Annotated in this window: 20 protein-coding genes and 1 pseudogene; 13 read left to right on the top strand and 8 right to left on the bottom strand. The window is 61.5% G+C overall.

The features are described 5' to 3' along the window. Positions 1-1,392: retention module-containing protein (locus ACLEJQ_RS19735; RefSeq protein WP_440797662.1), on the bottom strand; the 1,392-nt coding region annotated here is incomplete at its 3' end. Positions 1,393-1,844: 452 nt separating this feature from the next. On the opposite strand from ACLEJQ_RS19735, the gene ACLEJQ_RS19730 reads away from it, so the two are divergent. The 3 genes from ACLEJQ_RS19730 (at position 1,845) to ACLEJQ_RS19720 (ending at position 6,985) form a co-directional block, all read left to right on the top strand. Beyond that, positions 1,845-3,203, top strand: a complete 1,359-nt coding sequence (locus tag ACLEJQ_RS19730) for a TolC family outer membrane protein (protein WP_440797660.1) — start codon at positions 1,845-1,847, stop codon at positions 3,201-3,203. Between the two features lie 31 nt (positions 3,204-3,234). Next, positions 3,235-5,394 carry a type I secretion system permease/ATPase gene (locus tag ACLEJQ_RS19725; RefSeq protein WP_440797658.1) on the top strand — a complete coding sequence of 720 codons (2,160 nt, stop codon included), beginning with the start codon at positions 3,235-3,237 and terminating at the stop codon, positions 5,392-5,394. A gap of 226 nt (positions 5,395-5,620) precedes the next feature. Continuing rightward, positions 5,621-6,985: an HlyD family type I secretion periplasmic adaptor subunit gene (locus ACLEJQ_RS19720; RefSeq protein WP_440797656.1), complete on the top strand. Its 1,365-nt coding sequence runs from the start codon at positions 5,621-5,623 to the stop codon at positions 6,983-6,985. 149 nt (positions 6,986-7,134) lie between these two features. Here the strand turns inward: ACLEJQ_RS19720 and ACLEJQ_RS19715 are convergent, their stop codons facing one another. Both ACLEJQ_RS19715 and ACLEJQ_RS19710 read right to left on the bottom strand, forming a co-directional pair. Beyond that, the gene (locus tag ACLEJQ_RS19715; protein WP_440797654.1) at positions 7,135-7,731 is read right to left on the bottom strand and encodes a tRNA-uridine aminocarboxypropyltransferase; all 597 of its coding nucleotides are present in this window, start codon (positions 7,729-7,731) and stop codon (positions 7,135-7,137) included. A 7-nt stretch (positions 7,732-7,738) separates the two neighbouring features. Then, positions 7,739-8,632 carry a LysR family transcriptional regulator gene (locus ACLEJQ_RS19710; RefSeq protein ID WP_440797652.1) on the bottom strand — a complete coding sequence of 298 codons (894 nt, stop codon included), beginning with the start codon at positions 8,630-8,632 and terminating at the stop codon, positions 7,739-7,741. A gap of 342 nt (positions 8,633-8,974) precedes the next feature. Here ACLEJQ_RS19710 and speB point away from each other — a divergent pair, with 342 nt between their 5' ends. From speB to ACLEJQ_RS19690, 4 genes are all read left to right on the top strand, one after another. Beyond that, entirely contained in the window at positions 8,975-9,925 is a 951-nt protein-coding gene (gene speB / locus ACLEJQ_RS19705) for an agmatinase (protein ID WP_440797650.1), read from the top strand. Between the two features lie 9 nt (positions 9,926-9,934). Further along, on the top strand, positions 9,935-10,342 hold the full coding sequence (locus tag ACLEJQ_RS19700) for a YybH family protein (RefSeq protein ID WP_440797648.1): 408 nt from the start codon (positions 9,935-9,937) through the stop codon (positions 10,340-10,342). 51 nt (positions 10,343-10,393) lie between these two features. After that, positions 10,394-11,905, top strand: a complete 1,512-nt coding sequence (locus ACLEJQ_RS19695; RefSeq protein ID WP_440797666.1) for a purine-cytosine permease family protein — start codon at positions 10,394-10,396, stop codon at positions 11,903-11,905. Between the two features lie 236 nt (positions 11,906-12,141). Then, positions 12,142-13,530, top strand: a complete 1,389-nt coding sequence (locus tag ACLEJQ_RS19690) for a sodium:solute symporter (RefSeq protein WP_440797646.1) — start codon at positions 12,142-12,144, stop codon at positions 13,528-13,530. 303 nt (positions 13,531-13,833) lie between these two features. Here ACLEJQ_RS19690 and ACLEJQ_RS19685 read toward each other — a convergent pair whose 3' ends face one another. Continuing rightward, on the bottom strand, positions 13,834-13,962 hold the full coding sequence (locus tag ACLEJQ_RS19685) for a PA1414 family protein (protein WP_256222727.1): 129 nt from the start codon (positions 13,960-13,962) through the stop codon (positions 13,834-13,836). Positions 13,963-14,101: 139 nt separating this feature from the next. Then, a complete protein-coding gene (ptrR, locus tag ACLEJQ_RS19680) occupies positions 14,102-14,995 on the bottom strand; it encodes a putrescine utilization regulator PtrR (RefSeq protein ID WP_440797644.1) in 894 nt (297 codons plus the stop codon). 103 nt (positions 14,996-15,098) lie between these two features. Here ptrR and ACLEJQ_RS19675 point away from each other — a divergent pair, with 103 nt between their 5' ends. Further along, complete coding sequence (locus ACLEJQ_RS19675) at positions 15,099-16,271, top strand: MFS transporter (protein ID WP_440797642.1); 1,173 nt, start codon at positions 15,099-15,101, stop codon at positions 16,269-16,271. Here ACLEJQ_RS19675 and ACLEJQ_RS19670 read toward each other — a convergent pair. Further along, positions 16,272-17,710 (bottom strand): annotated as a pseudogene (locus ACLEJQ_RS19670) (NCS1 family nucleobase:cation symporter-1). It abuts the gene before it with no gap. Between the two features lie 406 nt (positions 17,711-18,116). After that, entirely contained in the window at positions 18,117-18,953 is an 837-nt protein-coding gene (locus ACLEJQ_RS19665; RefSeq protein WP_440797640.1) for a CvfB family protein, read from the bottom strand. Positions 18,954-19,290: 337 nt separating this feature from the next. On the opposite strand from ACLEJQ_RS19665, the gene ACLEJQ_RS19660 reads away from it, so the two are divergent. From ACLEJQ_RS19660 to ACLEJQ_RS19650, 3 genes are all read left to right on the top strand, one after another. Then, positions 19,291-19,470, top strand: coding sequence for a hypothetical protein (locus tag ACLEJQ_RS19660; protein ID WP_003184153.1), 180 nt, complete (start codon positions 19,291-19,293; stop codon positions 19,468-19,470). A 196-nt stretch (positions 19,471-19,666) separates the two neighbouring features. Further along, complete coding sequence (locus ACLEJQ_RS19655) at positions 19,667-20,377, top strand: TorF family putative porin (protein WP_440797637.1); 711 nt, start codon at positions 19,667-19,669, stop codon at positions 20,375-20,377. A gap of 80 nt (positions 20,378-20,457) precedes the next feature. After that, the gene (locus tag ACLEJQ_RS19650; RefSeq protein ID WP_440797635.1) at positions 20,458-21,324 is read left to right on the top strand and encodes a DUF6279 family lipoprotein; all 867 of its coding nucleotides are present in this window, start codon (positions 20,458-20,460) and stop codon (positions 21,322-21,324) included. 144 nt (positions 21,325-21,468) lie between these two features. Here the strand turns inward: ACLEJQ_RS19650 and ACLEJQ_RS19645 are convergent, their stop codons facing one another. Continuing rightward, a complete protein-coding gene (locus ACLEJQ_RS19645; RefSeq protein WP_440797633.1) occupies positions 21,469-21,861 on the bottom strand; it encodes a transcriptional regulator in 393 nt (130 codons plus the stop codon). A 175-nt stretch (positions 21,862-22,036) separates the two neighbouring features. Between ACLEJQ_RS19645 and ACLEJQ_RS19640 the strand changes: the two genes are divergently transcribed. Both ACLEJQ_RS19640 and ACLEJQ_RS19635 read left to right on the top strand, forming a co-directional pair. Further along, positions 22,037-22,768: a DUF899 domain-containing protein gene (locus ACLEJQ_RS19640; RefSeq protein WP_440797631.1), complete on the top strand. Its 732-nt coding sequence runs from the start codon at positions 22,037-22,039 to the stop codon at positions 22,766-22,768. Positions 22,769-23,029: 261 nt separating this feature from the next. Beyond that, positions 23,030-23,302: a hypothetical protein gene (locus tag ACLEJQ_RS19635; protein ID WP_440797629.1), complete on the top strand. Its 273-nt coding sequence runs from the start codon at positions 23,030-23,032 to the stop codon at positions 23,300-23,302. Positions 23,303-23,521: the final 219 nt, after the last annotated feature.

Genomic DNA, 23,521 nt, shown 5'->3' with positions numbered 1-23,521 from the left:
GCTGCTGCCGTCGCTGAGGTTTTTTTCCTGCAACGACAGCTCCCCACCTGCTGCATCAAGCCCCACCAGCACCACCGGATCGTCATTGTTGTGAATTTGCAGCACCAGGTTCGCGGTGCTGGTATCACCATCGGAATCAGTCAGCGTATAAGCGAACGTTTCGGTGCCACTTCCTCCACCCTGCAACGCGACAAACTGCGGGTCATTGGTGTTGAGGGTGTAGGTGTACGTGCCGTTGGGGTTGAGCACCAGGGTGCCGTAGGTGCCGGTGAATGTCCCGCCAATGATCGGCCCGCTGTCGGGGCCGGTGGGGATGCGGTCGGCGCCCTGGTGGTCGTTGGGCAACACATTGCCCGTGAGAGTGACGAGGGTCTCCGAGGCAGTGTTGGCGTTGCTGTCGTCAATGGCCTGCGGCACATCGTCGGTGATGTTCACGTCGAGGGTGCCAGTGGCGGTGTCGCCGTCGGTGTCGACCGCCACCACCGCAAACTGCTCGGTAATGCTGTTGGCACCGCCGCCGGCGGGATGGGTTTCGTTGTCGGTGAGGGTGTAGGTATAACCGACCACCCCGGTAGCGGGGTCATAGCCTGTGATGGTCAGGGTGTTGCCCAGCGGCGAGGTGATGGTCTGGGGAAAACCTGCGGGCACGCCGTTGGCGATCACACTGATACCGCCGATGCTCAGGCTGCTCAGCCCGTCGGGAGCGGAAACCGTGAAGGTACCGCTTTGCACCAACGCGCCAGGATTGGCAGCAGTGCCATCGGCCAGGTTGGCCTCGTTGGTGGTCAGTTCGCCGCCTTGCGTATCGACCCCGTCAAGAGTCACGGGGTTGTCTGGAGGTGTTACCGGCGGCACGGTCCCGTCGTTATTGCCGTCATTGTCCGGCTCAGCCGCCAGGCGCAGTTGAGGAAATTCGGGGATCCCGTTGAACCCGGCGGTAGGGAAACCGATCTGCGGTTCGACTCGCCCACCCACTTCTTCCAGCAGCACGAAACTGTGGCCACCACCCAAGCCGCCCGCCGCGTTACCGGCACCCGGACCTGCCGCGGTGGCTTCGCCGGCCTGGGTCGGGTCAGCGCCGGCGGCGATGGCTTGTTGCAGCTCCTGCACGTCGGTCAGTTGCGCGTCACTCGGTGTCGCCGCCTCCGGGGTATCGACATGGGGTGTCTGGTTGGCGAGCAACTGCGGGGTCAGGGTGAGGTCGCTTCCACGTCCCAGGGTCAACTCATGGCCGTTCTGCAACTGCACCGCCACGGCCCCTTCGGCACCGGTGACCAGATGTTCACCGGCGTAGAGCCGATCGCCCTCGACCAGAGGCCGCCGCTGGCCGCCTGCCGTTTCTGCGAAAACCAGCCCTACCACTTTGCTGACGGTACCGATGAGCGCTGCCATGTGCCTTCCTCCGTTGCCAACCGCAGTCGGCACCTGTGTGGGTGAAGAGTCCGTCCTCGGATGGGCGAGCGGTAAAGCTGGAAAATCTGCCAGCTTTCGCGAGTTCTCGGCATGCTAGCCATCTGCCAAAACGACAAAAAACTGTCACCTTAACCCGCTTCGAATCTCGCCCTTTCGGCCTTTCTTCACATCGTTCAAAAATTTCCAAGGAACTTTTATTGACGCCTTAAAGCCGTCAGAACCCGCAGATTCAAAGGCTTTCGCTTTGAACAATGTCCCGGATCGGGACAACCGCATAAGTTTTTTTTGGCATAACGCTTATGAGAAATTCTTCTTAGGTTTGTCGCAGGATGTTCTTAGCTGTGTTGTTACAAGGTTGAAACGGTTTTGATCTTTAATACGTCAACATTTTGGCGACAACGAAGCACTACAGACCTCAGGAGATGCACCCCATGCGCGTTCTAACCCCCCTCTGCAGCGCGGTTTTGCTGGCCATGGCCTGCTCTTCTCAGACGCAGGCCATGACCCTGACCGAAGCGATCCAGAGCACCATTGCCACTCACCCGGAGTTGGCACAACGGGTGGACAGTCGTCTGTCGGCCAATGAAGACGTCAAGGTCGCCAAGGGGGGCTTCTACCCATCGGTGGATTTGAACGCCGGTTACGGCCGGGGCTACAGCGACAACACCAACACCCGGGCGTTGGGCAACCACCACACCAACATCCTGACCTACACCCAATCGGAGCTGCGCCTGCGGCAGATGATCTTTGACGGCTTCAACGCCGCCAATGAAGTGGAACGCACCAAGGGTGTGGTCAACTCCCGGGCCTACTACGCCCAGGGAACCGCCCAGGACCTGGCGCTGCGCACCATCGAGGTCTATCTGGAAGTGCTCAAGCGCCGCGAACTGGTGACCCTGGCCAGAAACAACATGCAGGCGCATCTGCGGGTCAACGACCAGATCGGCCTGCGCACCCAGCGCGGGGTCGGCAGCACGGCCGACTCCGATCAGTCCAACGCCCGCCGGGCACTGGCGGAAAACAACCTCGACACCGCCGAAGTGGACCTGGCCGATGCCGAGGCGAATTTCTACAGTGTGGTCGGGCGCATGCCCGATGAGCTGGAAATGCCACCCTCGACCAAAGGCGAAGTACCTGCCGACCTGCGCGAAGCCCAGCAAAGCATGATGGACAACAACCCGTACCTGAAGTCCGCCCAGGCCGACATCCAGTCTGCTGAGAGCCAATACGAAGTGGCGAAGTCGCCCTTCTACCCGCGCTTCGACGCTGAAGCAGCGGTCGGCGCCAATAACAACCTTGGCGGCGAAGAAGGCCATGACAACAACTGGCGGGTCGGCGTGGTGATGAACTACAACCTGTTCCGTGGTGGCAGCGACAAGGCTCGGCTGGCGTCCAATGCCCACCAGATCAACCAGGCCATGGACATCCGCAACAATGCCCTGCGCCAACTCAACGAGGATACGCGCCTGGCCTGGAACGCCATGACCAATGCGCGCAAACAGACGCCCACCGCCCGGGAATACGCCGACACCACCGCCCGTGTGCGCGCGGCGTACCAGGATCAGTTCGGCCTCGGCCAGCGGACCCTGCTCGATCTGCTCGACAGTGAAAACGAGCTGTACAACGCCAACCGTCGCTACACCGAAGTGCGCTACACCGAGGAATATTCGATGTACCGGGTGTTGGCGAACATGGGCGTGCTGTTGAGCAAACAGCGGGTGGTGTTGCCGGCGGACGCGATCGCCCAGACCGAGGTCAAGAGCGAAGCACGGCTGCCTGAACTGAAGTAGCCCCCTCACCCAAACGATGGGAGCGATCAATGTGACCAGCATGGAACCTGCAATCCCTGGCGCCGACCCGCGCCTGAACTTCGATGATCCCTTGCTGGACGGCCTGTTGATCCTCTGCAGACTCCATGGCGCGACGGCCAGTCGCGCCAGCCTCAGCGCCGGGCTTCCTATGGCGCACCAACGCCTGGGCCTGGACCTGCTGCCGCGCGCAGCGGCCCGGGCCAGCTTGCAGGCACGGGTACTGCGGCGCGAGCTGGCCGATATCTCGCCACTGAATCTGCCGGTGCTGCTGATTCTGGTCGGGGGCCGGTGCGCGGTGTTACGGCGTTGGGGCGAGGACGGCAGGGCGCTGATCCTGCCCAGCGAAGCCGATGGCGGCGAGCAATGGGTCAGCCGCGAGGAACTGACCGTGGATTACAGCGGCCAGGCGTTGTTCGCCCGGCCGCGGCATGAATTGGAAGACTTGCGTTCGCCCCTGGTGCCGCGGGTCGAAGCGTGGTTTCGCGACACCTTGAAACTGTCGCGCTGGTTGTACAGCGACGCGATCCTGGCAAGCTTCCTGATCAATCTGCTCGGGCTGATGGTGCCGCTGTTCGTGATGCAGACCTACGACCGCGTGGTGCCGAACCAGGCCACGTCGACCCTGTGGGTGCTGGCGGTGGGATTGCTGATCGGCACCGGTTTCGAACTGGTGCTGCGGGTGGTACGCGCCCATCTGCTGGACACCGCCGGCAAGAAAACCGATGTGATCCTCTCCGCCACTTTGTTCGAGCGCATCACCGGCATGGCCATGAAAGCCAAGCCGGTGACCATCGGCGGGTTCGCCCAGAGCATCCACGACTTCCAAGGCCTGCGCGAGTTTCTCACCGCCGTGACCCTCACCAGCCTGATCGACCTGCCCTTCGTCGTGCTGATGCTGGTGGTGATCGGCTTGCTGGGCGGCTGGCTGGTGGTGATTCCGGTCATCGCGTTCCCGATCACCATTATCTTCGCCATGATCATCCAGGTGCGCCTGCGCGACACCGTGCAAAAAAGCCTGGCCCTGGGTGCCCAGCGCCAGGCGCTGCTGATCGAAACCCTCGGCGGCCTGGAAACCCTCAAGGCGTGCAGCGCCGAAAGCGAGCGCCAGCATCAATGGGAAAGCACCCACGGAGCCCTCACCCGCCTGGACAGCCATGCACGCAACCTCTCGGCCCTGGCGACCAACGGCACCTTGTTCCTGCAACAACTGGCCGGCATGGCGACGATCGTTGCCGGCGTCTATAGCATCATTGCCGGCAACCTCAGCGTCGGCGCGCTGGTGGCGACCTACATGCTCGGCAGCCGGGTGCTGGCGCCCCTGGGGCAGATCGCCGGGTTGATCACGCGCTACCAGCAGGCCCAGCTCACCATGCGCAGCACCGACGCGCTGATGGCCCTGCCTCAAGAGCGCGATGCCAAACAGCGCCCACTGGACCGCACCCAATTGCAGGGCGCACTGGATGTCAGCGGCGTAACCTTCCATTACAACGGCCAGAGCACACCGGCGCTGAGCCGTATCAGCTTCAGCCTCAAGCCGGGCGAACGGGTCGGGATCATCGGTCGCAGCGGCTCGGGCAAAAGCACCCTGGCGCGGCTGGTGATGGGTTTCTATACGCCGGACGAAGGCCAGCTGTTGCTTGATGGCCTGGAGCTGCGGCAACTGGACGTCGCTGACCTGCGCCAACAGATCGGCTACGTGGCCCACGACTTGCCGTTGCTGGCCGGCAGCCTGCGCGACAACCTCACCCTCGGCGCCCGCTATATCAGCGACGCACGGATGCTGGAAGTTGCGCAACTGACCGGGGTCAGCGAACTGGCCCGCCAGCATCCCCAAGGCTTCGATCGCCCGGTGGGCGAGCGCGGGCAGTTGCTGTCCGGCGGCCAGCGCCAGGCCGTGCTCATGGCCCGCGCCCTGCTGCTTGACCCGCCGATCCTGCTGCTGGACGAACCCACCAGCGCGATGGACAACAGCAGCGAAGACACCTTGCGCCAGAACCTGGAGAGCCGCATCCAGGGCAAGACCGTGCTGCTGGTCACCCACCGCACCTCGATGTTGAGCCTGGTGGACCGGCTGGTGGTGCTGGACAACGGCCGGATCGTCGCCGATGGCCCCAAGGAAACAGTGATTGATGCGTTGCGCAAAGGGCGGGTGGGGTCTGCGGCTGTCTAGCAAGCGCCGCCGCCCTCTGTGGCGAGAAAGCTTGCTCCCGCTTGGCCGGTCCGACGCCTCGGGCGAAGCCGTCGTAAAACCTGTCGGCGCGGTCTGCCTGGTACAGCGTGGTGGATGGGTTTGGGGTTGCTTCGCAACCCAGCGGGAGCAAGCTCCCTCGCCACAAGATCCATCAGTGCTCCAGGATTTTTTGTACGGCCTTATTTAACTGAGGGGGTATCGCCCCATGTCTTCCCAAACACCCGATTCCATCAACCGAAGCTACTTCGGCAGTTTCAGCAAAAGCGCCGAAAGCGAGTTCATGGCGGAAACCGCCGGCGCGGTCCTGCAGGATTCGCCGCGCCGAGCGCGCGTCACGGTGTGGCTGGCCGCCGGGTTGATCGTCACCGGGCTGGTCTGGGCCAAGCTGGCGGTGCTGCAGGAGGTCACCACCGGCGAAGGCAAGGCGATTCCATCGAGCAAGGTCCAGGTGATCCAGAACCTGGAAGGCGGCATCGTCACTGAGATTTTCGTGCGTGAAGGCCAGATGGTGAACAAGGGCGATACCCTGCTGCGTCTGGACGACACCCGTTACCTGTCGAACAAGGGCGAAAGCGAGGCCGACCGCTATGCACTGATGGCCCAGGTCGAACGCCTGTCGGCCGAGGCCGAAGGCCGACCGTTCGCGCCCTCGGCCGAGGTGAGCGCCAAGGCCCCGCAAGTGGCCGAGGACGAACGCGCTCTATATGAACAGCGACAACGGCGCCTGGCCAGCGAACAACGGACGCTGAGCGAACAGCTGCGGCAAAAAACCCAGGAGCTGGCGGAGTTTCGCTCCAAGCAAGGCCAGTTCAGTTCCAGCCTGGCGCTGCTCCAGCAAGAAATGAACATGTCCGAACCCCTGGTGCGCACGGGGGCGGTGTCGCCGGTGGAAATCCTGCGGCTCAAGCGCAGCGCGGTGGAAATCCGTGGTTCGCTCAACGCCACCACCCTGGCGATTCCCCGGGCTGAATCGGCAATCAACGAGATCAAGAGCAAGATCGACGAATCGGAGCAGACCTTCCGCTCCGAGGCCGCCAAGGACCTCAACGAAAAACGCACCGACCTCTCGAAAATCACCGCATCGAGCATCGCCATCGACGACCGGGTATCGCGCACCACCGTGGTCTCGCCGGTGCATGGGGTGATCAAGCAATTGAAGATCAATACCATTGGCGGCGTGGTGCAGCCGGGCAGCGACATGGTGGAAATCGTCCCGCTGGAGGACAACCTGCTGATCGAAGCCAAGGTCCGCCCCCAGGACGTGGCCTTCCTGCATCCGGGCCAGAAAGCCATGGTCAAGTTCAGCGCCTATGACTACACGATCTACGGCGGCCTGAGCGCCAAGCTCGAACTGATCGGTGCCGACACCATCACCGACGACAAGGGCAACAGCTTCTACCTGATCCAGGTGCGCACCGACAAAAACCACCTGGGCGGGGAGGTGAAACCATTGCTGATCATCCCGGGAATGGTGGCGACGGTAGACATCATTACCGGGGAGAAAAGTGTGCTGGATTACTTGCTCAAGCCGGTGTTGAAGGCCAGGACTGAGGCGATGCGGGAGCGGTAGGCTAGGAGCGGGTTCTTCATGGAAGCGACTATCGCTATCGCGAGCAAGCTCGCTCCCACAGGGGATCTCCGGTGATAACCACATCTATGATCGCCACCAAACCACTGTGGGAGCGAGCTTGCTCGCGATAGGGCCCGCACAGACAACGATCATTTGTGGACATGATTACGCCGAAACACCTCCTCCCCCATCGCCACGATCTGCCCCTCGATCAGCGCCTCGAACGGCCTGAGCAACGGCTCGAAACGGCTCGGCGCCTCCAGCACTTGCAACGCCTGGACAATCGCCTCCACCGTCGACAACGCCCCCGGACCCGGCGCCTTGCGCAATCGATAACGGGACACACCGCCATCGGCCAGGGTCACCCTCGGCAACGCCGCCAGCAGCGGATTGAGATGCAGCAGCTTGCGCGCCTTGCGCCAGGTTCCGTCGGGAACCACCAGCAGCAGCGGCTCATCCGACCGGCCATAAGCCTGTAGCGGCTGCGCCTCATCGCCGGGAAACAGCAGCCGCGCCCGGTAACCCGGAGGGTTGAGCAGACGCGGCAGATCCTCGAACACCTCGCCCACCACCAGTTCGGCATTGTTCAGTCCCAGGGCTGCCAGCCGGGCGGTGTTCAAGGCGTGGTTGACCTCGCTGGGATGCTGCAACAGCAATACCCGCGTGCGGCTGTCGAGGCTGGGAATCAACGGGCACAGGCAATGGCTTTGCGGCCGGTGGCAACGCGGACACTGGATTCGGGACATCGGCACCTCAGGCCTGGTTGAGCTGCGCCTTGAGCAGGTCGCGGAAGGTCTGGATCAGCGGCTCGCGGCTGCGGCCACGGCGCATGATCATCGAAAACGGCGCCTGGTAGCCAAAGGTCGCCGGCAGCAGCACGCGCAAATCGCCCTTGTCGGCCCAGGCCTGGGCGTAATGCTCGGGCAGGTAGCCGATGTAGGCGCCGGACAGCACCAGGATCAACTGGGCCTCCATGCTTTCCACCGTCGCCGCGCTGTGCTTGAAGCCGTGACGGGCCAACTCGGCCTGGCTCCAGTAACCGCGCCCGACCATGCGTTGCTGGGTGATGACTTGCTCGGGGATGCGCCGCTCGGTGAACAACGGGTGGCGATTGCTGCAATACAACCAGTGCTGCTCCCGGTACAGCGGCATGTACACCAGCCCGCTCATGCGCGTGGAAAACGCACCGATGGCCAGGTCCAGGCGATTATCCTGCACGCCCAGTTGCAGCTCATACGGGCTCATCACCGACAGGTGCAGATGCACCGCCGGATGCTCCTGGCTGTAGGCACCGATGGCCTCGGCGAACGGCAAGGCCTTGTCGCTGACGGTGGAATCGATCACCCCCAGGTTCAACGTGCCGCGCAATTCACCTTTGAGCGCCGCGGCATATTGCTCGAACCCTTCGAGCTCGCCCAGCAGGCGCAAGGTTTCCTGATGGAACAACTCGCCCTTGCTGGTCAGGCTGAACCCGCCCCGACCACGATGACACAGCACCAGGCCCAGGGAAGATTCAAGCTGGCTCATGTAGGTGCTGATGGCCGACGTGGAGAGGTTGAGTTCCTGCTGGGCATTGGCGAACCCCTGGTGCCGGACCACGCTGGCGAAAATGCGCAGCAGTTTCAGGTCGGGTAGAGCGTTGGCCATTGGTCACTCCAAATTGCATACATGAAACCACCGCGCTCCTGTGGCGAGGGAGCTTGCTCCCGCTGGACTGCAAAGCAGTCCCAAGACAAACAACTCGACTTGTCTGGCACACTGGGGTGTCTGGTTCAGGGCCGCTTCGCAGCCCAGCGGGAGCAAGCTCCCTCGCCACAGGCTATCCATACGGACTCACAGTGGTATTACTCTGGGCAGCGATTCTATCGCCCTACCCCACATTAGTTTAGAAAAATCTGAACTAAGTATTTGCCCGCAGCGATTCTTCGCCGCCAGGGCTTTTCGCAGAATCGGCCCCTGATAACTAAAACAAACGATGAGGCCCTACCTGTGGACAAGATTCTTCACCAACCACTGGGCGGCAACGAAATGCCGCGCTTCGGCGGCATCGCCACCATGATGCGCCTGCCCCACGTTCCCACCGCTGCCGGCCTGGACGCTGCCTTCGTCGGCGTGCCGCTGGACATCGGCACCTCCCTGCGCGCCGGCACCCGCTTCGGCCCCCGGGAAATCCGCGCCGAATCGGTAATGATCCGCCCCTACAACATGGCCACCGGCGCCGCGCCGTTCGACTCGCTGTCGGTCGCCGACATCGGTGACGTGGCAATCAACACCTTCAACCTGCTGGAGGCGGTGCGGATCATCGAAGAGTCGTACCACAAGATCCTCGAGCACAACGTCATCCCCCTCACCCTGGGCGGCGACCACACCATCACCCTGCCGATCCTGCGGGCCATCCACAAGAAGCATGGCAAGGTCGGCCTGGTACACATCGACGCCCACGCTGACGTGAACGACCACATGTTCGGCGAGAAAATCGCCCACGGCACCACCTTCCGCCGCGCCGTGGAAGAAGGCCTGCTGGACTGCGACCGGGTCGTGCAAATCGGGCTGCGGGCCCAGGGTTACACCGCCGATGACTTCAACTGGAGCCGCAACCAGGGTTTCCGAGTGGTCCAGGCCGAAGAGTGCTGGCACAAATCCCTGGCGCCGCTGATGGCCGAAGTCCGGGAAAAGGTCGGCGGCGGCCCGGTGTACCTGAGCTTCGACATCGACGGCATCGACCCTGCCTGGGCACCCGGCACCGGCACTCCGGAAATCGGCGGACTGACCACCATCCAAGCGATCGAAATCGTACGCGGTTGCCAGGGTCTCGACCTGGTCGGTTGCGACCTGGTAGAAGTCTCGCCGCCGTACGACACCACCGGCAACACCTCGCTGCTGGGTGCCAACCTGTTGTACGAGATGCTCTGCGTCCTGCCGGGCGTGGTGCATCGCTGAGGCGCCGTCATGAACGATCAGGATCAAGTGCTCACGGCCGCCGCCGAACTGGTGGCGGCCTTTGCCCGCAACGACCGCGACGCCTACTTCGGCGCGTTCACGGCCGATGCGAGCTTTGTGTTCTACACCCTCGAACAGCCCCTGCTGTCACGCGATGCCTACCAGGCGTTGTGGGATCGCTGGCGGTCCGAGGATGGCTTCGAGGTGCTCTCGTGCACCTCGAGCAACGCTTTCGTCAGCCTGCAAGGGGACGTGGCGATTTTCATCCATGACGTGGCCACCGAGCTGCGCATGCAAGGGGAGCTTCACCGTAGCCAGGAGCGCGAAACCATTGTGTTTCGCCAAGAACAACAAGGCCAATGGCTGGCCTGTCACGAACATTTGTCCGCAATACCGGAAGGGCTGCCATCCCCTTAGCCAATAGACGACGTTCACATTCGATGAACGCGTCTTAGATGATCGGAGCAGATCATGCATAACAATAACGACAACAGCCTTACGCAAATCGAAACCAACGGCGTCGAACAGATCCCGGACCACGAACGCACTGCCGGGCCGGGCGACCTGTTCCGGCTGATCTTCGGCGGCGCCAACACCTTCGCCACGGCGGTACTCGGCAGTTTCCCTGTGTTGTTCGGCCTGTCCTTCCAGGCCGGGGTCTGGGCGATTGTGCTGGGGGTGCTGGTGGGTTCGGTGATCCTCGCGCCGATGGGCCTGTTCGGCCCGCTCAACGGCACTAACAACGCGGTGTCTTCCGGGGCGCATTTCGGCGTGCACGGGCGGATAGTCGGCTCGTTCCTGTCACTGCTGACCGCCATCGCGTTCTTCTCGCTCTCGGTCTGGAGTTCGGGGGACGCGCTGATCGGCGGCGCCAAGCGGCTGGTCGGCGTCCCGGAGACCGACCTGAGCCTGGGCCTGGCCTACGGCTTGTTCGCCCTGCTCGTGCTGACGGTGTGCATCTACGGTTTCCGCTTCATGCTGTGGGTCAATCGCATCGCCGTGTGGGCCGCCAGTCTGCTGTTCCTGCTGGGCATTGTCGCCTTCGCGCCAACCTTCGACAGCCAGTTCGCCGGCACCGTCGCCCTCGGTCAGCCGGGCTTCTGGGCGGCGTTCATCGGTGCCTCGCTGGTGGCCATGAGCAACCCGATCTCCTTCGGCGCGTTCCTTGGCGACTGGTCGCGCTACATCCCGCGCAGCACGCCCAAGTCGCGGATCATGCTGGCGGTGATCGCTGCGCAACTGGCGACGTTGATACCGTTCCTGTTCGGCCTCGCCACCGCCACCATCGTAGCGATCAAGGCCCCGGACTACATCGCGGCGAACAATTATGTAGGCGGGCTGCTGGCGGTGTCGCCGAGCTGGTTTTTCTTGCCTGTTTGCCTGATCGCGGTGATTGGCGGGATGTCCACCGGCACCACCTCGCTGTATGGCACCGGGTTGGACATGTCCAGCGTGTTTCCGCGACTGCTGTCGCGGGTCAAGGCGACGCTGCTGATCGGCGTGCTGTCGATTGCCTTCATCTTCATCGGCCGCTTCGCCGCCAACCTGGTGCAGAGCGTGTCCACATTCGCCGTACTGATCATCACCTGCACCACACCGTGGATGGTGATCATGATCATCGGCCTGCTGGTACGCCGCGGCTTCTATTGCCCGGACGACCTGCAAGTGTTCACCCGGGGCGAAACCGGCGGCCGCTACTGGTTCAGCCACGGCTGGAACTGGCGCGGCCTGGGCGCGTGGATCCCCAGCGCACTGGTGGGGCTGTGCTTCGTCAACCTGCCGGGGCAGTTTGTCGGCCCGCTGGGCGAACTGGCCGGTGGCAACGACGTCAGCCTGCCGGTGACGCTGGGGCTGGCTTCGGTGGTGTACCTGGTGTTGTTGGGGGTGTTCCCGGAGCCGGCGGCGGTATATGGGCCGGGGGATTTGCGTGGCAACGATTCGGCGCCCAACGATAAGCCGCAGCTGGGGCAGGCCGCCTGACCCGAGGTGAATACATCACTGGCTGACTCAAGGTGCATACAGCACCTGAAGCTGGGGGCTTTTGTGGCGAGGGAGCTTGCTCCCGTTCGGTTGCGCAGCAACCGCTATGGGGAGTGCTTCGCACTCCAGCGGGAGCAAGCTCCCTCGCCACAAAAGCAGATTCGCACTGAGGCAGCAATGCCAGGGACTGCACCGCCTCGTTCCTCCATAAAAAATACAATCGGAGACACGCCATCATGGCTTTGGATTTAATCGTCGTTCTCATCTACGCCACCGGCATGATCGCTCTCGGCTGGTACGGCATGCGCCGCGCCAAAACCCGTGACGACTACCTGGTTGCCGGGCGCAACCTCGGCCCGGGCTTTTACCTGGGCACCATGGCCGCCACGGTCCTGGGCGGCGCGTCCACCATCGGCACCGTGCGCCTGGGTTATGTCCATGGTATTTCCGGATTCTGGCTGTGCGGCGCCATCGGCCTGGGCATCGTCGGCCTGAGCCTGTTCCTTGCCAAGCCGTTGCTCAAGCTCAAGATCTACACCGTGACCCAGGTGCTGGAGCGCCGCTACAACCCGGCTGCGCGCCACGCCAGTGCGCTGATCATGCTGGTCTATGCGCTGATGATCGGCGCCACCTCGACCATCGCCATCGGCACCGTGATGCAAGTGCTGTTCGGCCTGCCCTTCTGGGTCTCGATCCTGGTGGGCGGCGGCGTGGTGGTGCTGTATTCCACCATCGGCGGCATGTGGTCGCTGACCCTCACCGACATCGTGCAATTCCTGATCATGACCGTGGGCCTGGTGTTCCTGCTGATGCCGATGTCCATCATGGACGCCGGCGGCTGGGATGCGATGGTCGCGAAACTGCCGGCCAGCTACTTCGATTTCACCGCCATCGGCTGGGACACGATCATCACCTACTTCCTGATCTACTTCTTCGGCATCTTCATCGGCCAGGACATCTGGCAGCGGGTGTTCACCGCCCGCAGCGAAGGCGTGGCGAAAGTGGCCGGCACTGCCGCCGGGCTGTACTGCGTGCTCTACGGCCTGGCCGGGGCGCTGATCGGCATGGCGGCCAAGGTGTTGCTGCCGGACCTGGCAAACGTCAATAACGCGTTTGCCAGCGTGGTCCAGGTCAGCCTGCCCAACGGCATTCGCGGCCTGGTGGTCGCGGCGGCCCTGGCGGCCTTGATGTCCACCGCGGCGGCCGGCCTGCTGGCAGCCTCCACCACCGTTGTCCAGGACTTGTTGCCACGCCTGCGCAAAGGCCGTGAAAGCAGCAGCGGCGATGTTCATGAAAACCGCCTCGCGACCCTGCTGATGGGCGCCGTGGTGCTGGTGATCGCGCTGGTGGTCAGCGACGTGATCAGCGCCCTGACCCTGGCTTATAACCTGCTGGTGGGTGGGATGCTGATCCCGCTGATCGGCGCCATCTACTGGAAACGCGCCACCACCGCCGGGGCGATCAGCAGCATGTCCCTGGGCTTTCTGACCGCGCTGTTTTTCATGGTCAAGGACGGCCTGGACGCCAACACGCCGATCTATTACAGCCTGGGCGTGGCGTTGGTGAGTTTTGTGCTGGTAAGTGTGTTGTCGCCACGTTCGAATGTGGTGGCAAAGGCGGTTTGATCAACGACTGATAAGCGGTGTTCTTCGAGGGGTGTGGCGTCGGTGGCCACACCCTTTTTTTCTTCAGAACGAGCACACACCCCGTGGCGAGGGAGCTTGCTCCCGCTGGGCTGCGCAGCAGACCCATCACCTTATTGGGTCTGGCACACCGGGGAGCCTGGCTTTAGGCGCTTCGCACGCCAGCGGGAGCAAGCTCCCTCGCCACAGGGACGGCTTATGCCGGAAATAAAAAAAGATCGCAGTCTCGAGCTGCTTCATCTGAAACAGCTCGAGACTGCGATCTTTTCAATATTCTCAGGTGCGTTACCGGCGGCGCGGTTGGCGGCGGCGTTGCTCGTCATCGGTGCGGATCGGAATCGGTTGCATCGGCGGCTCGATCAAACCAAGCGCGACACCCAGGTCATGAAGCCAGTTCTGGATTTTCTCTTTCATCGTGGTGCCCCCTCAGGGTCGTGCGAGCGGCAGATATCTGTGGCCCCTTCGCGTTGATAATAGTCCGATGTGCTACGCAATGCTCGCTTCAATTCGCAATGATCTGTTACTGAATTGATCCAAATCCGTTTCCTGTAGTTCAAGCCGATTGCGCCGTCACTTGGGGCGCTCGCGGCCAGGCCTGTTGCTGCAATTCGATCCAGGCGTTCAGGTTGGCCCCAACCATGCCTTTGCGCCACATCAGCCAAGTCGTGGCACTGGCAAACGGCTCGGCCAGCGGATGTACCGTCACCCGGTCACGACCCGGCATGCTCGCCAGCATCGACTCGGACATCAGCGCCACCCCGGACCCGGCGATGACACACGCCAGCATCCCCTGATACGACTCAATCTCCATCGCCCGGCCCATGGTCGCGTGATCATGGGCAAACCAGGCCTCCAGGCGCATGCGGTACGAACAGCCGCGCCGAAAGGTAAACACTGAGCGACCCTGGACATCCAGCGCACTGCGCACCGGTGCATGATCGGCCTCGGTGATCAGCACCAGCCGCTCGTCGCACAACGGCACCCCGTCCAACCCCGCCAGCTCCAACGGCCCATCCACCAGCGCTGCGTCGAGCCGTCCGGTGAGCAAACCTTCCAACAACTCACCACTGGGCCCTGACTGCACTTGCAGGTTCACCGCCGGATAGCGGCGGTGGTAACCGGCCAGCAGGTCCGGCAAGTGAGTCGCCGCCGTGCTGTACATCGTACCCAGCACAAATTCCCCGGCCGGCTGCCCACCCTGCACGGCAGCGTGGGCTTCGTCGTGCAGGGCAAAAAGCTTTGTCGCATAGTCCAGCAAGACTTTTCCTGCCGGTGACAACTGCAGTCGCTGACGCTCGCGCAGGAAAAGCTCCACGCCCAACTGCTCTTCAAGCTGCTTGAGCCGGGTCGAGAGGTTTGACGGCACCCGATGCAGACGCTCGGCCGCCCGGGTGATGGACCCCTCTTCGGCCACGGCCTGGAAAATCCGTAACTGGCTGAACTCCACGACCTTCTCCAAAAAAGAACAAGTTACTCACTATTATTCATTTTTAATGAAAGTCAATCAGTCCTAGCCTGACGGTCATTCGCCTCAACGCTGGAGAACGACCATGTCACCTTTAATTCGCCTGCTCGGCAGTTTCATCGCGCTGATGATGGCCATGGGTATCGGCCGCTTCGCCCTCACGCCGCAGTTACCTCATTTGATCGGCGAAGGTCAGATCGACTTGACGGCCGCCGGTCTGATTGCCGCCGCCAACTACCTGGGTTACTTCCTCGGGGCATTGGACGCGATGTTCGCCCGCCGTCCGGAACAAGTGCGCCGGCGCCTGCATGGCGGCCTGTGGCTGTGCGTGCTACTGGCCCTGGCGTCGTTCTGGGCGTGGGGCTTCTGGCCGCACCTGGTGTTGCGCTTCGGCACTGGGGTGGCAAGTGCCTGGGTGCTGGTGATGATCACCGCGCTGAGTCAGCCTTTGGCGACGGCGGCCGGGCGACCAAGGCTTGGCGCGGTGGTGTTTGCCGGACCGGGGCTGGGAATTTTCCTGACCGGCTTGCTCGCCCTGGGCTCGAACCTGCTGGGCCAGAGCTCTGCGACCCTGTGGCTGGTGTATGCCGGCGTGGCCTTGGCAATGTTGCTGTTGATCCTGCCGATCTTGCCGCAAACCGCCGCGACCGCGACCGTTGCTGCCCCGGCCGGTCCCTCCTCCAGTCGTGGCATCGCCCGTCTCGGCGTGGTCTACGCTTTGTACGGCGTGGGTTACATCATTCCGGCGACATTCCTGTCGCAGATGGCGTCGGCGCAGTTCCACGGGCAATGGCAAGCCGACCTGTTCTGGCCGTGCTTCGGCCTGGCCGCCGCGCTCGGGGTGCTGTTGGTCAGCCTGCGGCGGCCGGACCCAGGCACCACCGGTCGCTGGCTGATCGGTACGCTGTGGTTGCAGGCAATCGGGGTGTTCGCCTGCCTGTCGGGAAGCGGCACGGGCTTGGCGCTCGGCGTCATCCTGTGTGGCACGCCCTTCCTGGCCTGCATGCAACTGGTGATGCAGCGCTCCCGAGAACTGGCGCCCCACGCCACTCAGCGCAACGCCGGCCTGTTGACCGCCTGCTTTGCCATCGGCCAACTCAGCGGCCCGCTACTGGCGGCACTGAGCAGCCATTTCAGCGGTGGGCTGCAACCGGCGTTGATCGTTGCCGGCGGTGGGCTGGTGTTGGCCGGCGGGCTGTTGCTGCGGCCCGCCAGTCGGGATGCGGAGAGCCCTTGCGCCCAGACCGCTCTTCATTGATCAGGCCGGGCTGAACGACGGGTGCGGCGTTAGCTCACGCCGGGCCAAGGCGAAATACAACACCCCGCCGAGGAAGCAACCGGTGAACCAGGCGAAATTGACCATGGATTGCAGCAACGGCGTGAAGGTGATCGCCACGCCCATCAGCGTCGCGGGAATCAGCGCCTTGACCGCCGTCCAGTTGATGCCGCCACTGTAGTAGTAACGCCCGCTCGGCCCGTCGTCGAACAGCGCATTCACATCGATCTGCTGTTTTTGATCAAGTAGTAATCCACCAGCAAAATGCCGAACAGCGGGCCGATAAACGCCGCCAGCACGTCCAGCGTGTAGTGGATCACTTCGGGGTTGTTGAACAGATTCCACGGCGTGATGAAGATCGACGCCACCGCCGCGATCATGCCACCGGCGCGCCAACTGATCTTGCTGGGTGCGACGTTGGCGAAGTCAAACGCCGGCGACACAAAGTTCGCGACGATGTTGATGCCGACCGTCGCGGTCACGAAGGCGAAGGCTCCGAGAAGTACCGCCACACTGTTGTCGATGCGCGCCACCGTGGCGATCGGATCATGGAGCATTTCGCCAAACACCGGGAGGGTCCCGGACACGATCACCACCGTGACCAGCGAGAACGCCAGGAAATTCACCGGCAGCCCCCAGAAATTGCCCCGACGTACATCAGACATGCTCCGGCAGTAACGGCTGAAATCGCCGAAATTCAATGTCGGGCCGGAAAAGTACGACACCACCAGGGCCGTTGCGACGACCACCTGGCCGAACGCCTGCCAGCCGGACAGGGACTTTTCCGTCAGGGTGAAGCTGATGTTGCTCCAACCGGCTTTCCACACGATCCAACCGGCCAACAGGAACATCACGGCATACACCACCGGCCCGGCCCAATCGATGAAACGCCGGATCGACTCCATGCCCGCCCAGAACACCAATGCCTGGACGAACCACAAGCTGAGGAAACCGAACCAGCCCAAGTAGGACAAACCGGCAAAATGCGGTGCGGCGTAAACTTCCATCGCAGGAAAAAACCGCAGCACCACGATGATCAGCGCACTGGACGCCAAGTAGGTCTGAATCCCGTACCAGGCCACCGCGATCAAACCGCGGATGACCGCCGGAATATTCGCCCCTAACACCCCGAACGCCAATCGACAAATCACCGGATAAGGCACCGCCGCCTGCTGGCTCGGCTTGGCGACCAGATTGGCGATCAGTTGCACGATGCAAATGCCACCCAACAAGGCAATCAGCACCTGCCAACTCGCCAGACCCAACGCGAATAGACTCGCGGCGAACACATAACCGCCAACGCTGTGCACATCGCTCATCCAGAACGCGAAGATATTGTACCAACTCCATTTCTGCGGCAGCGGACCCAAGTCTTCGTTATAGAGGCGGGGGCTGTAGCCGTTGGGCAATTGCTCGGACATTGCGGGCTCCTTATGAGTACCGCCGTGCCCCCGGACCAACCTGCTCACCATACTGCGCACGGGAGCCGGCATGGTTTGTATACGAAGCGCTACGCAGAATGCGTGCCATAGGTGCTGGATGTGAGACAGGCCGCGGCGTGCGGCGAGGCTTTATACCGAGCAAGCAGGTACGCACGCCCACGAATAGGGCGCGGGCGCATGCTAAAGGTGCAAAATTTTTGTATACAGCCAAGGACCCGTGGCGAGGGAGCTTGCTCCCGCTGGGTTGCGAAGCAACCCCTTCCGGCCATTCTCCGGTGGGTCAGGCTGATTGGAGTAAATCCCTTTTTGGGGGCCGCTTCGCAGCCCAGCGGGAGCAAGCTCCCTCGCCACGGGAATTTCCACGACTTGCGGGAGTTGCAGCAGGTCAGCTCAATTCAATCCGATCCGCATGAATCACAATCTGACCATTCTTGTACAACGCCCCAATGGCCTTCTTGAAATTGCCCTTGCTCACGCCAAACAGGCTGCTGATTAATGCCGGATCGCTCTTGTCGCTGACCGCCAGCGTACCGTTGCTCTCACGCAACTTGTCGAGAATCTTGGCGTTCAGGCTGGTGGCGGCTTCCTGGCCCACCGGCTGCAGGCTCAGGCTGATCTTGCCGTCCGGACGGACTTCCTTGATGAACCCCTTCTCGCGCATGCCGACGCGCATGAACTTGAAGATTTCGTTCTTGTGGATAAGTCCCCAGTGCTTGTTATTGATGATCGCCTTGAAGCCCATGTCAGTGGCTTCGGCGACCAGCAAATCAACTTCCTGTCCCGCCGTGTAGTTGGCCGGCGTCTTGTCCAGATAACGGTCCAGGCGCGCCGTGGCGGTGATGCGGCGGGTGTGTTTGTCGAGATAGACATGCACCACGCAGTATTCACCTGCGTGCATCTGGCGTTTCTCTTCGGAGTACGGCAGCAACAGGTCCTTGGGCAGGCCCCAATCGAGGAACACGCCGATGCTGTTGACTTCAACCACTTTCAGGCTGGCAAATTCGCCGACTTGGACCTTGGGTTTTTCCGTGGTTGCGATCAGTTTGTCGTCGCTGTCCAGATAAATAAAAACATTGAGCCAGTCTTCATCTTCGCTGGGAATATCTTTGGGGATATAACGATTAGGCAGCAATATTTCGCCGTCCGCTCCGCCGTCCAGATATAAACCGAAGTTAGTGTGTTTAACCACTTGCAAACTGTTGTAGCGCCCGACTAAAGCCATTTCCAATACCCTCATTGCGTGGGCGGCATTCTACCCGTTTTTGTGGCGAGATTCGTGATTGCCTCGGCACGCCCTGGCCGAGCGTTGATTTTCCTGGGTTTTCCTTCAAGATCCGGCCATTCGTCAGGCGGACCGCGGCTCGTTTCGTTCTACATCGGGCGAGACATTTCTCAAGGGGTTATTATTTAAAACAGTGGCTTAGGGCAATAAATGCCAAATAAACCGGGGACGGTTCCGGTTCACTCAGGATAATTTCGAGGGATATTTACCAAGCTATTGTCAAGTAATTCCTGTACGATGCCTGGCCCCATTAATTATCCATAGGGTATTGGCCGTCATGCGCGTAAAAGCATCCAACAGCAAAGCAAAGCCAGCTCCAGCCGTTGAAACCAGCGAGTCGATCAACGATCAGATCGCTGCGTTCCTCAAGTCCGGCGGTGAGATCCAGCAGATTGCCAAAGGCGTCAGCGGCCAGACATTCGGCCCATCCAAGCAGATCAGCCTGGGCAAAAAATAACCTGTCGCCTCACCGGTTCCCAAAGCGCTTTGAGCCTCGAAGCGCTTGGACTGCAAACCCCTCTCGCTCCATCCTTCCCTTATAAATCGACGAACGGCCCTCACCGCCGTGCATTCGCCGGTATCCTTGCACCTCTCTAGCTCAAGCGTTTCAGCTTGGTTACCGTTACTGCTCCTCGCTAATTCCGGAGTGAAGCATGCACCTCCCTGTTGCTGTGCTGACGACCAGCCTGCTGGCCTGTTCCCTTGCCCAAGGGCAGGTATTCCAGCGCGAACTCGGCGACTTCGACCTCAAGCTCGGCACCACGCCTACCCGCAGCATGGCCCAGGGTCTGGTCACCCAATCGAGCACCGGGTCGTTCCATGGAGGCCTGGACCTGAGCCATGACAGTGGTTGGTACGCCGGCCAATGGTCCCCCAGCGCCGGCCTGACCTCAGACCTCGAAGTCGATTCCTACATGGGCTTTAAACAACCCTTCGACCAAACCCTGGGCTACGAAGTCGGCCTGATCCACTACAGTTACCCCACCACCGATACCCTCGACAGCCAGGAATTCTTCGGCGGCCTGACCATCCTCGGCAGCCGCTTCGGCGCGGCCCTGAGCAACGATCCGGATAAACAGAACAGTACGCTGTTCGCCGACCTGGGCGGCAACGTGCCGTTCGGCATCGGGATAAGCGCCAAATACACCACCCACCAGCTCAACTCCCCGGTCTCGGTGGAGAACGGCTACGTAGGCAGTTTCAGCGACTGGTCACTGAAGATTTCCCGTCCCTGGAAAGGCCTCGACCTGGACCTGATCTACAGCGACTCCAGCCTCAGCGGCAGCAGTTGCTCGGCATACTCCGGCCACAACAGCGAGTGCGACAGTCTGCTGACCCTAAAAATGGCCCACCCTTTTTACTAAGAGTTACGCATTAAAGTCGGCTGAACTGCCACGCGTCTGCGATGCTCAAACAAGCACCTCCGCTTCGCAAGGACTCACCCATGTCGCGCTGGTTGACCCGCACCGCCGTTTTCGTCGCCCTGTTGCTCACGCTCACCGCGTGCAGCCGCATCGGCCTGGCCTACCGCAACCTCGACCTGATCATCCCCTGGACCCTCAACGATTACCTGGAGATCAACGGCGAGCAGAAAGACTGGTTTGACGAACGCCTCAAACAACACCTGAGCTGGCACTGCACCACCCAATTGCCCGGTTACCTTGACTGGCTGGACCGCCTCAAGACCATGGTGCAAACCGACCAGGTGACCGACCAGGCCCTGCAACAGCGCACCCGGGAAGCCAAGGCCGCCATCGCCGAAACCGCCCGGGCCATCACCCCGTCGGCCATCGAGCTGCTGCAAGGTTTAAGCGATGAGCAAGTGGCGGAGATGAACGCCGCCTTTGTGAAGGACCAGCGCAAACGCCAGCAGCAATACCTCAAGCCAACGTTGCAGGAACAGATCCAGGAACGTAGCGAACGCATGGAAAAACGCCTGAACGACTGGCTCGGTCCGCTCAACAGCGCCCAGCATCAACGCGTGATGGCTTGGTCAACCGCCCTGGGCGACCAGAACCAACAATGGATCGCCAACCGCGCCCACTGGCAGAACCAGTTCAGCCAAGCCGTGGCCCAACGCCACAACCCCGACTTCCCCAAACGCATCGAGCAACTGCTGGTCGATCGCGAAAGCCTCTGGACCCCTGCCTACCGCGAGGCCTATGACAAAACCGAAGCCCAGGCCCGCAGCCTGCTGATCGATCTGATGGCCGACAGCACCCCGCCCCAGCGCGAACGGCTGCTGAAGAAAATCGACGGGGTGAAGAAGGATTTTACTGATTTGAAGTGCTTGAAAGCGGCAAGGAACTGAACGGGCATGTCCACGAACATACATCAATCCCCTGTGGGAGCGAGCCTGCTCGCGATGGCGGTATGTCAGTCAACATATATGCAACCTGACACGCCTCCATCGCGAGCAGGCTCGCTCCCACAGGGATAGGCAGTGCATCGCCCGTCAGGCTATCTGCGCCTTCGAAGCCAAATCATCAAACGTAAACTCATCCAGCGCATCTTCCTGCTCATCCAGCACTTGGCGCGGATGATCATTACCCGGAATGCTGCTGTCGATCAGGCTCAACAACCGCGAGCCACGGGGCGTCAGCACAAAATTCTCGCCATTGCCGCCCTCTTCCTCCGGACGAGGCTCGATATAGCCACGCTCAAGCAGTAACTTTTCGTACTCCCCAGCGACCGCTTTCAGATGATCGAGGTTCTCGATGTCCTCACCCGCCGCCGCCTTCTGCGCTGCGTACTCCTCCGCATAAGGCCGAGGCGTAAAACTGTGGCCGGCGCCGTTCTGCACTTCGTGCAACAACTTCTCGATCAAGTCCCAGTTATAAGTCGTCATCCTGATCCATCCTCCAAAGAGTGAGATGCCTACCTAATCTGTGACCCAAGCGCTGCGCCGCCGTTCAGCCGAGCTTCCCGGTGGGCCATGCCACCAGCCGACCAACGGCCTGTCGAATTCCCCCCAGGCCAGACGACCAATTCCTGAAGCACCTCTGCCAACAGGAGAAACCACCATGAACGTAGAGAACCATCGCGTCGTCTCGCGAGAAGAATGGCTCGCCGCCCGCCGCGAACACCTGGCCCACGAAAAGGCCTTCACCCGCGAACGCGACAGACTCAGCGCCGAACGCCGCGCCCTGCCCTGGGTCAGAATCGACAAACCCTACCGCTTCCAGGGACCCCAGGGCGACCTGAGCCTGGCCGACCTGTTTGGCGGCCGCAGCCAACTGATCATCTACCACTTCATGTTCGGCCCCGGCTGGGAAGAAGGCTGCCAAGGCTGCTCCTTCCTGTCCGACCACATCGACGGCGCCAACCAACACCTGGCCCACCACGACGTCGCCGTGGTCGCGGTCTCCCGTGCGCCCTTCGCCGAATTCCAACCCTTCAAACGCCGCATGGGCTGGACCTTCGACTGGGTCTCGTCACACGGCTGCGACTTCAACCACGACTTCGGCGTCAGCTTCAACGCCGAAGACCTCACTAGCGGCAAAGCCACCTACAACTACGAAAAAACCGACACCACCGCCACCGAACTCCCCGGCCTGAGCGTCTTCTATCGCAACCAAGCCGGCGACATCTTCCACACCTACTCCACCTACGCCCGCGGCCTGGATATGCTGGTCGGCACCTACCACTACCTCGACCTGACCCCCAAAGGCCGCAACGAAGACGAAATCATGGATTGGGTACGCCATCACGACAAATACGAAGACGCCAAGCCCCACAACTGCTGCCATAGCTGACGCCCAGGTCACCAGTCGAGCACCGCCTGTGGCGAGGGAGCTTGCTCCCGCTCGACTGCGCAGCAGGCGCCCGCTTTGCCTGCCCCAACGCAGTCAAAAACCCGACCGCATGCAGGTCAGAGTTCCTACATAAAGCTCGGAAAGCGGTGGCTTGCGGCGTTTGGAACAGGAAGCTTAAAGTCCCTCGTCGCCCCAATGGCGGCTCAGGTTTGGCGACCTGCTAACGAGTAGCTCTCACTAAATCAAACGAGGCTACAACTTATGACCCGATACATGCCTATCACCGGTATCGACATCACCCCAGCAACCCTGCTGATCGACACCGAAGCCCCACTCGACGTCCTCTTCGAAACCGCCGACTACCGCATCCGCACTGTGACACAGTTGCTTGAGAACATCGCCTTCCGCTCGGATATCAGCTCCGACACGTTGGTGCTTACCGATTTCTGCAAAATGCTGACGATATCGCTGCGCGATGGGTGTGATGTGATGGACGTGATTGGGAGACGCTTGCGGGCGCAAGCGGCGGAGTAAAGGAAACGGGCGATTTGACGTCGCCCGTTTCACATTTCAATAAACAAGTTGCAATCAAAGGATACGATTGAACCCGCGATTCGCTGGTGTGTGAGTTCGCAACTATCACCATAGGCCAAGACCAGCCCTCTTCAATTCTGTCCCTTTTTTGTTGTTTTTTTGTCTTGGAGCTTGATGGCACAACCGCACAAAGCGATAGAAATGGAATAGCTCAGAGGG

Origin of the sequence: Pseudomonas sp. SMV71, assembly GCF_052042015.1 — a bacterium.
Taxonomy (GTDB): domain Bacteria; phylum Pseudomonadota; class Gammaproteobacteria; order Pseudomonadales; family Pseudomonadaceae; genus Aquipseudomonas.
The sequence above is the reverse complement of the archived record's forward strand: the minus strand, read 5'-3'. Positions and strand labels throughout refer to the sequence as shown.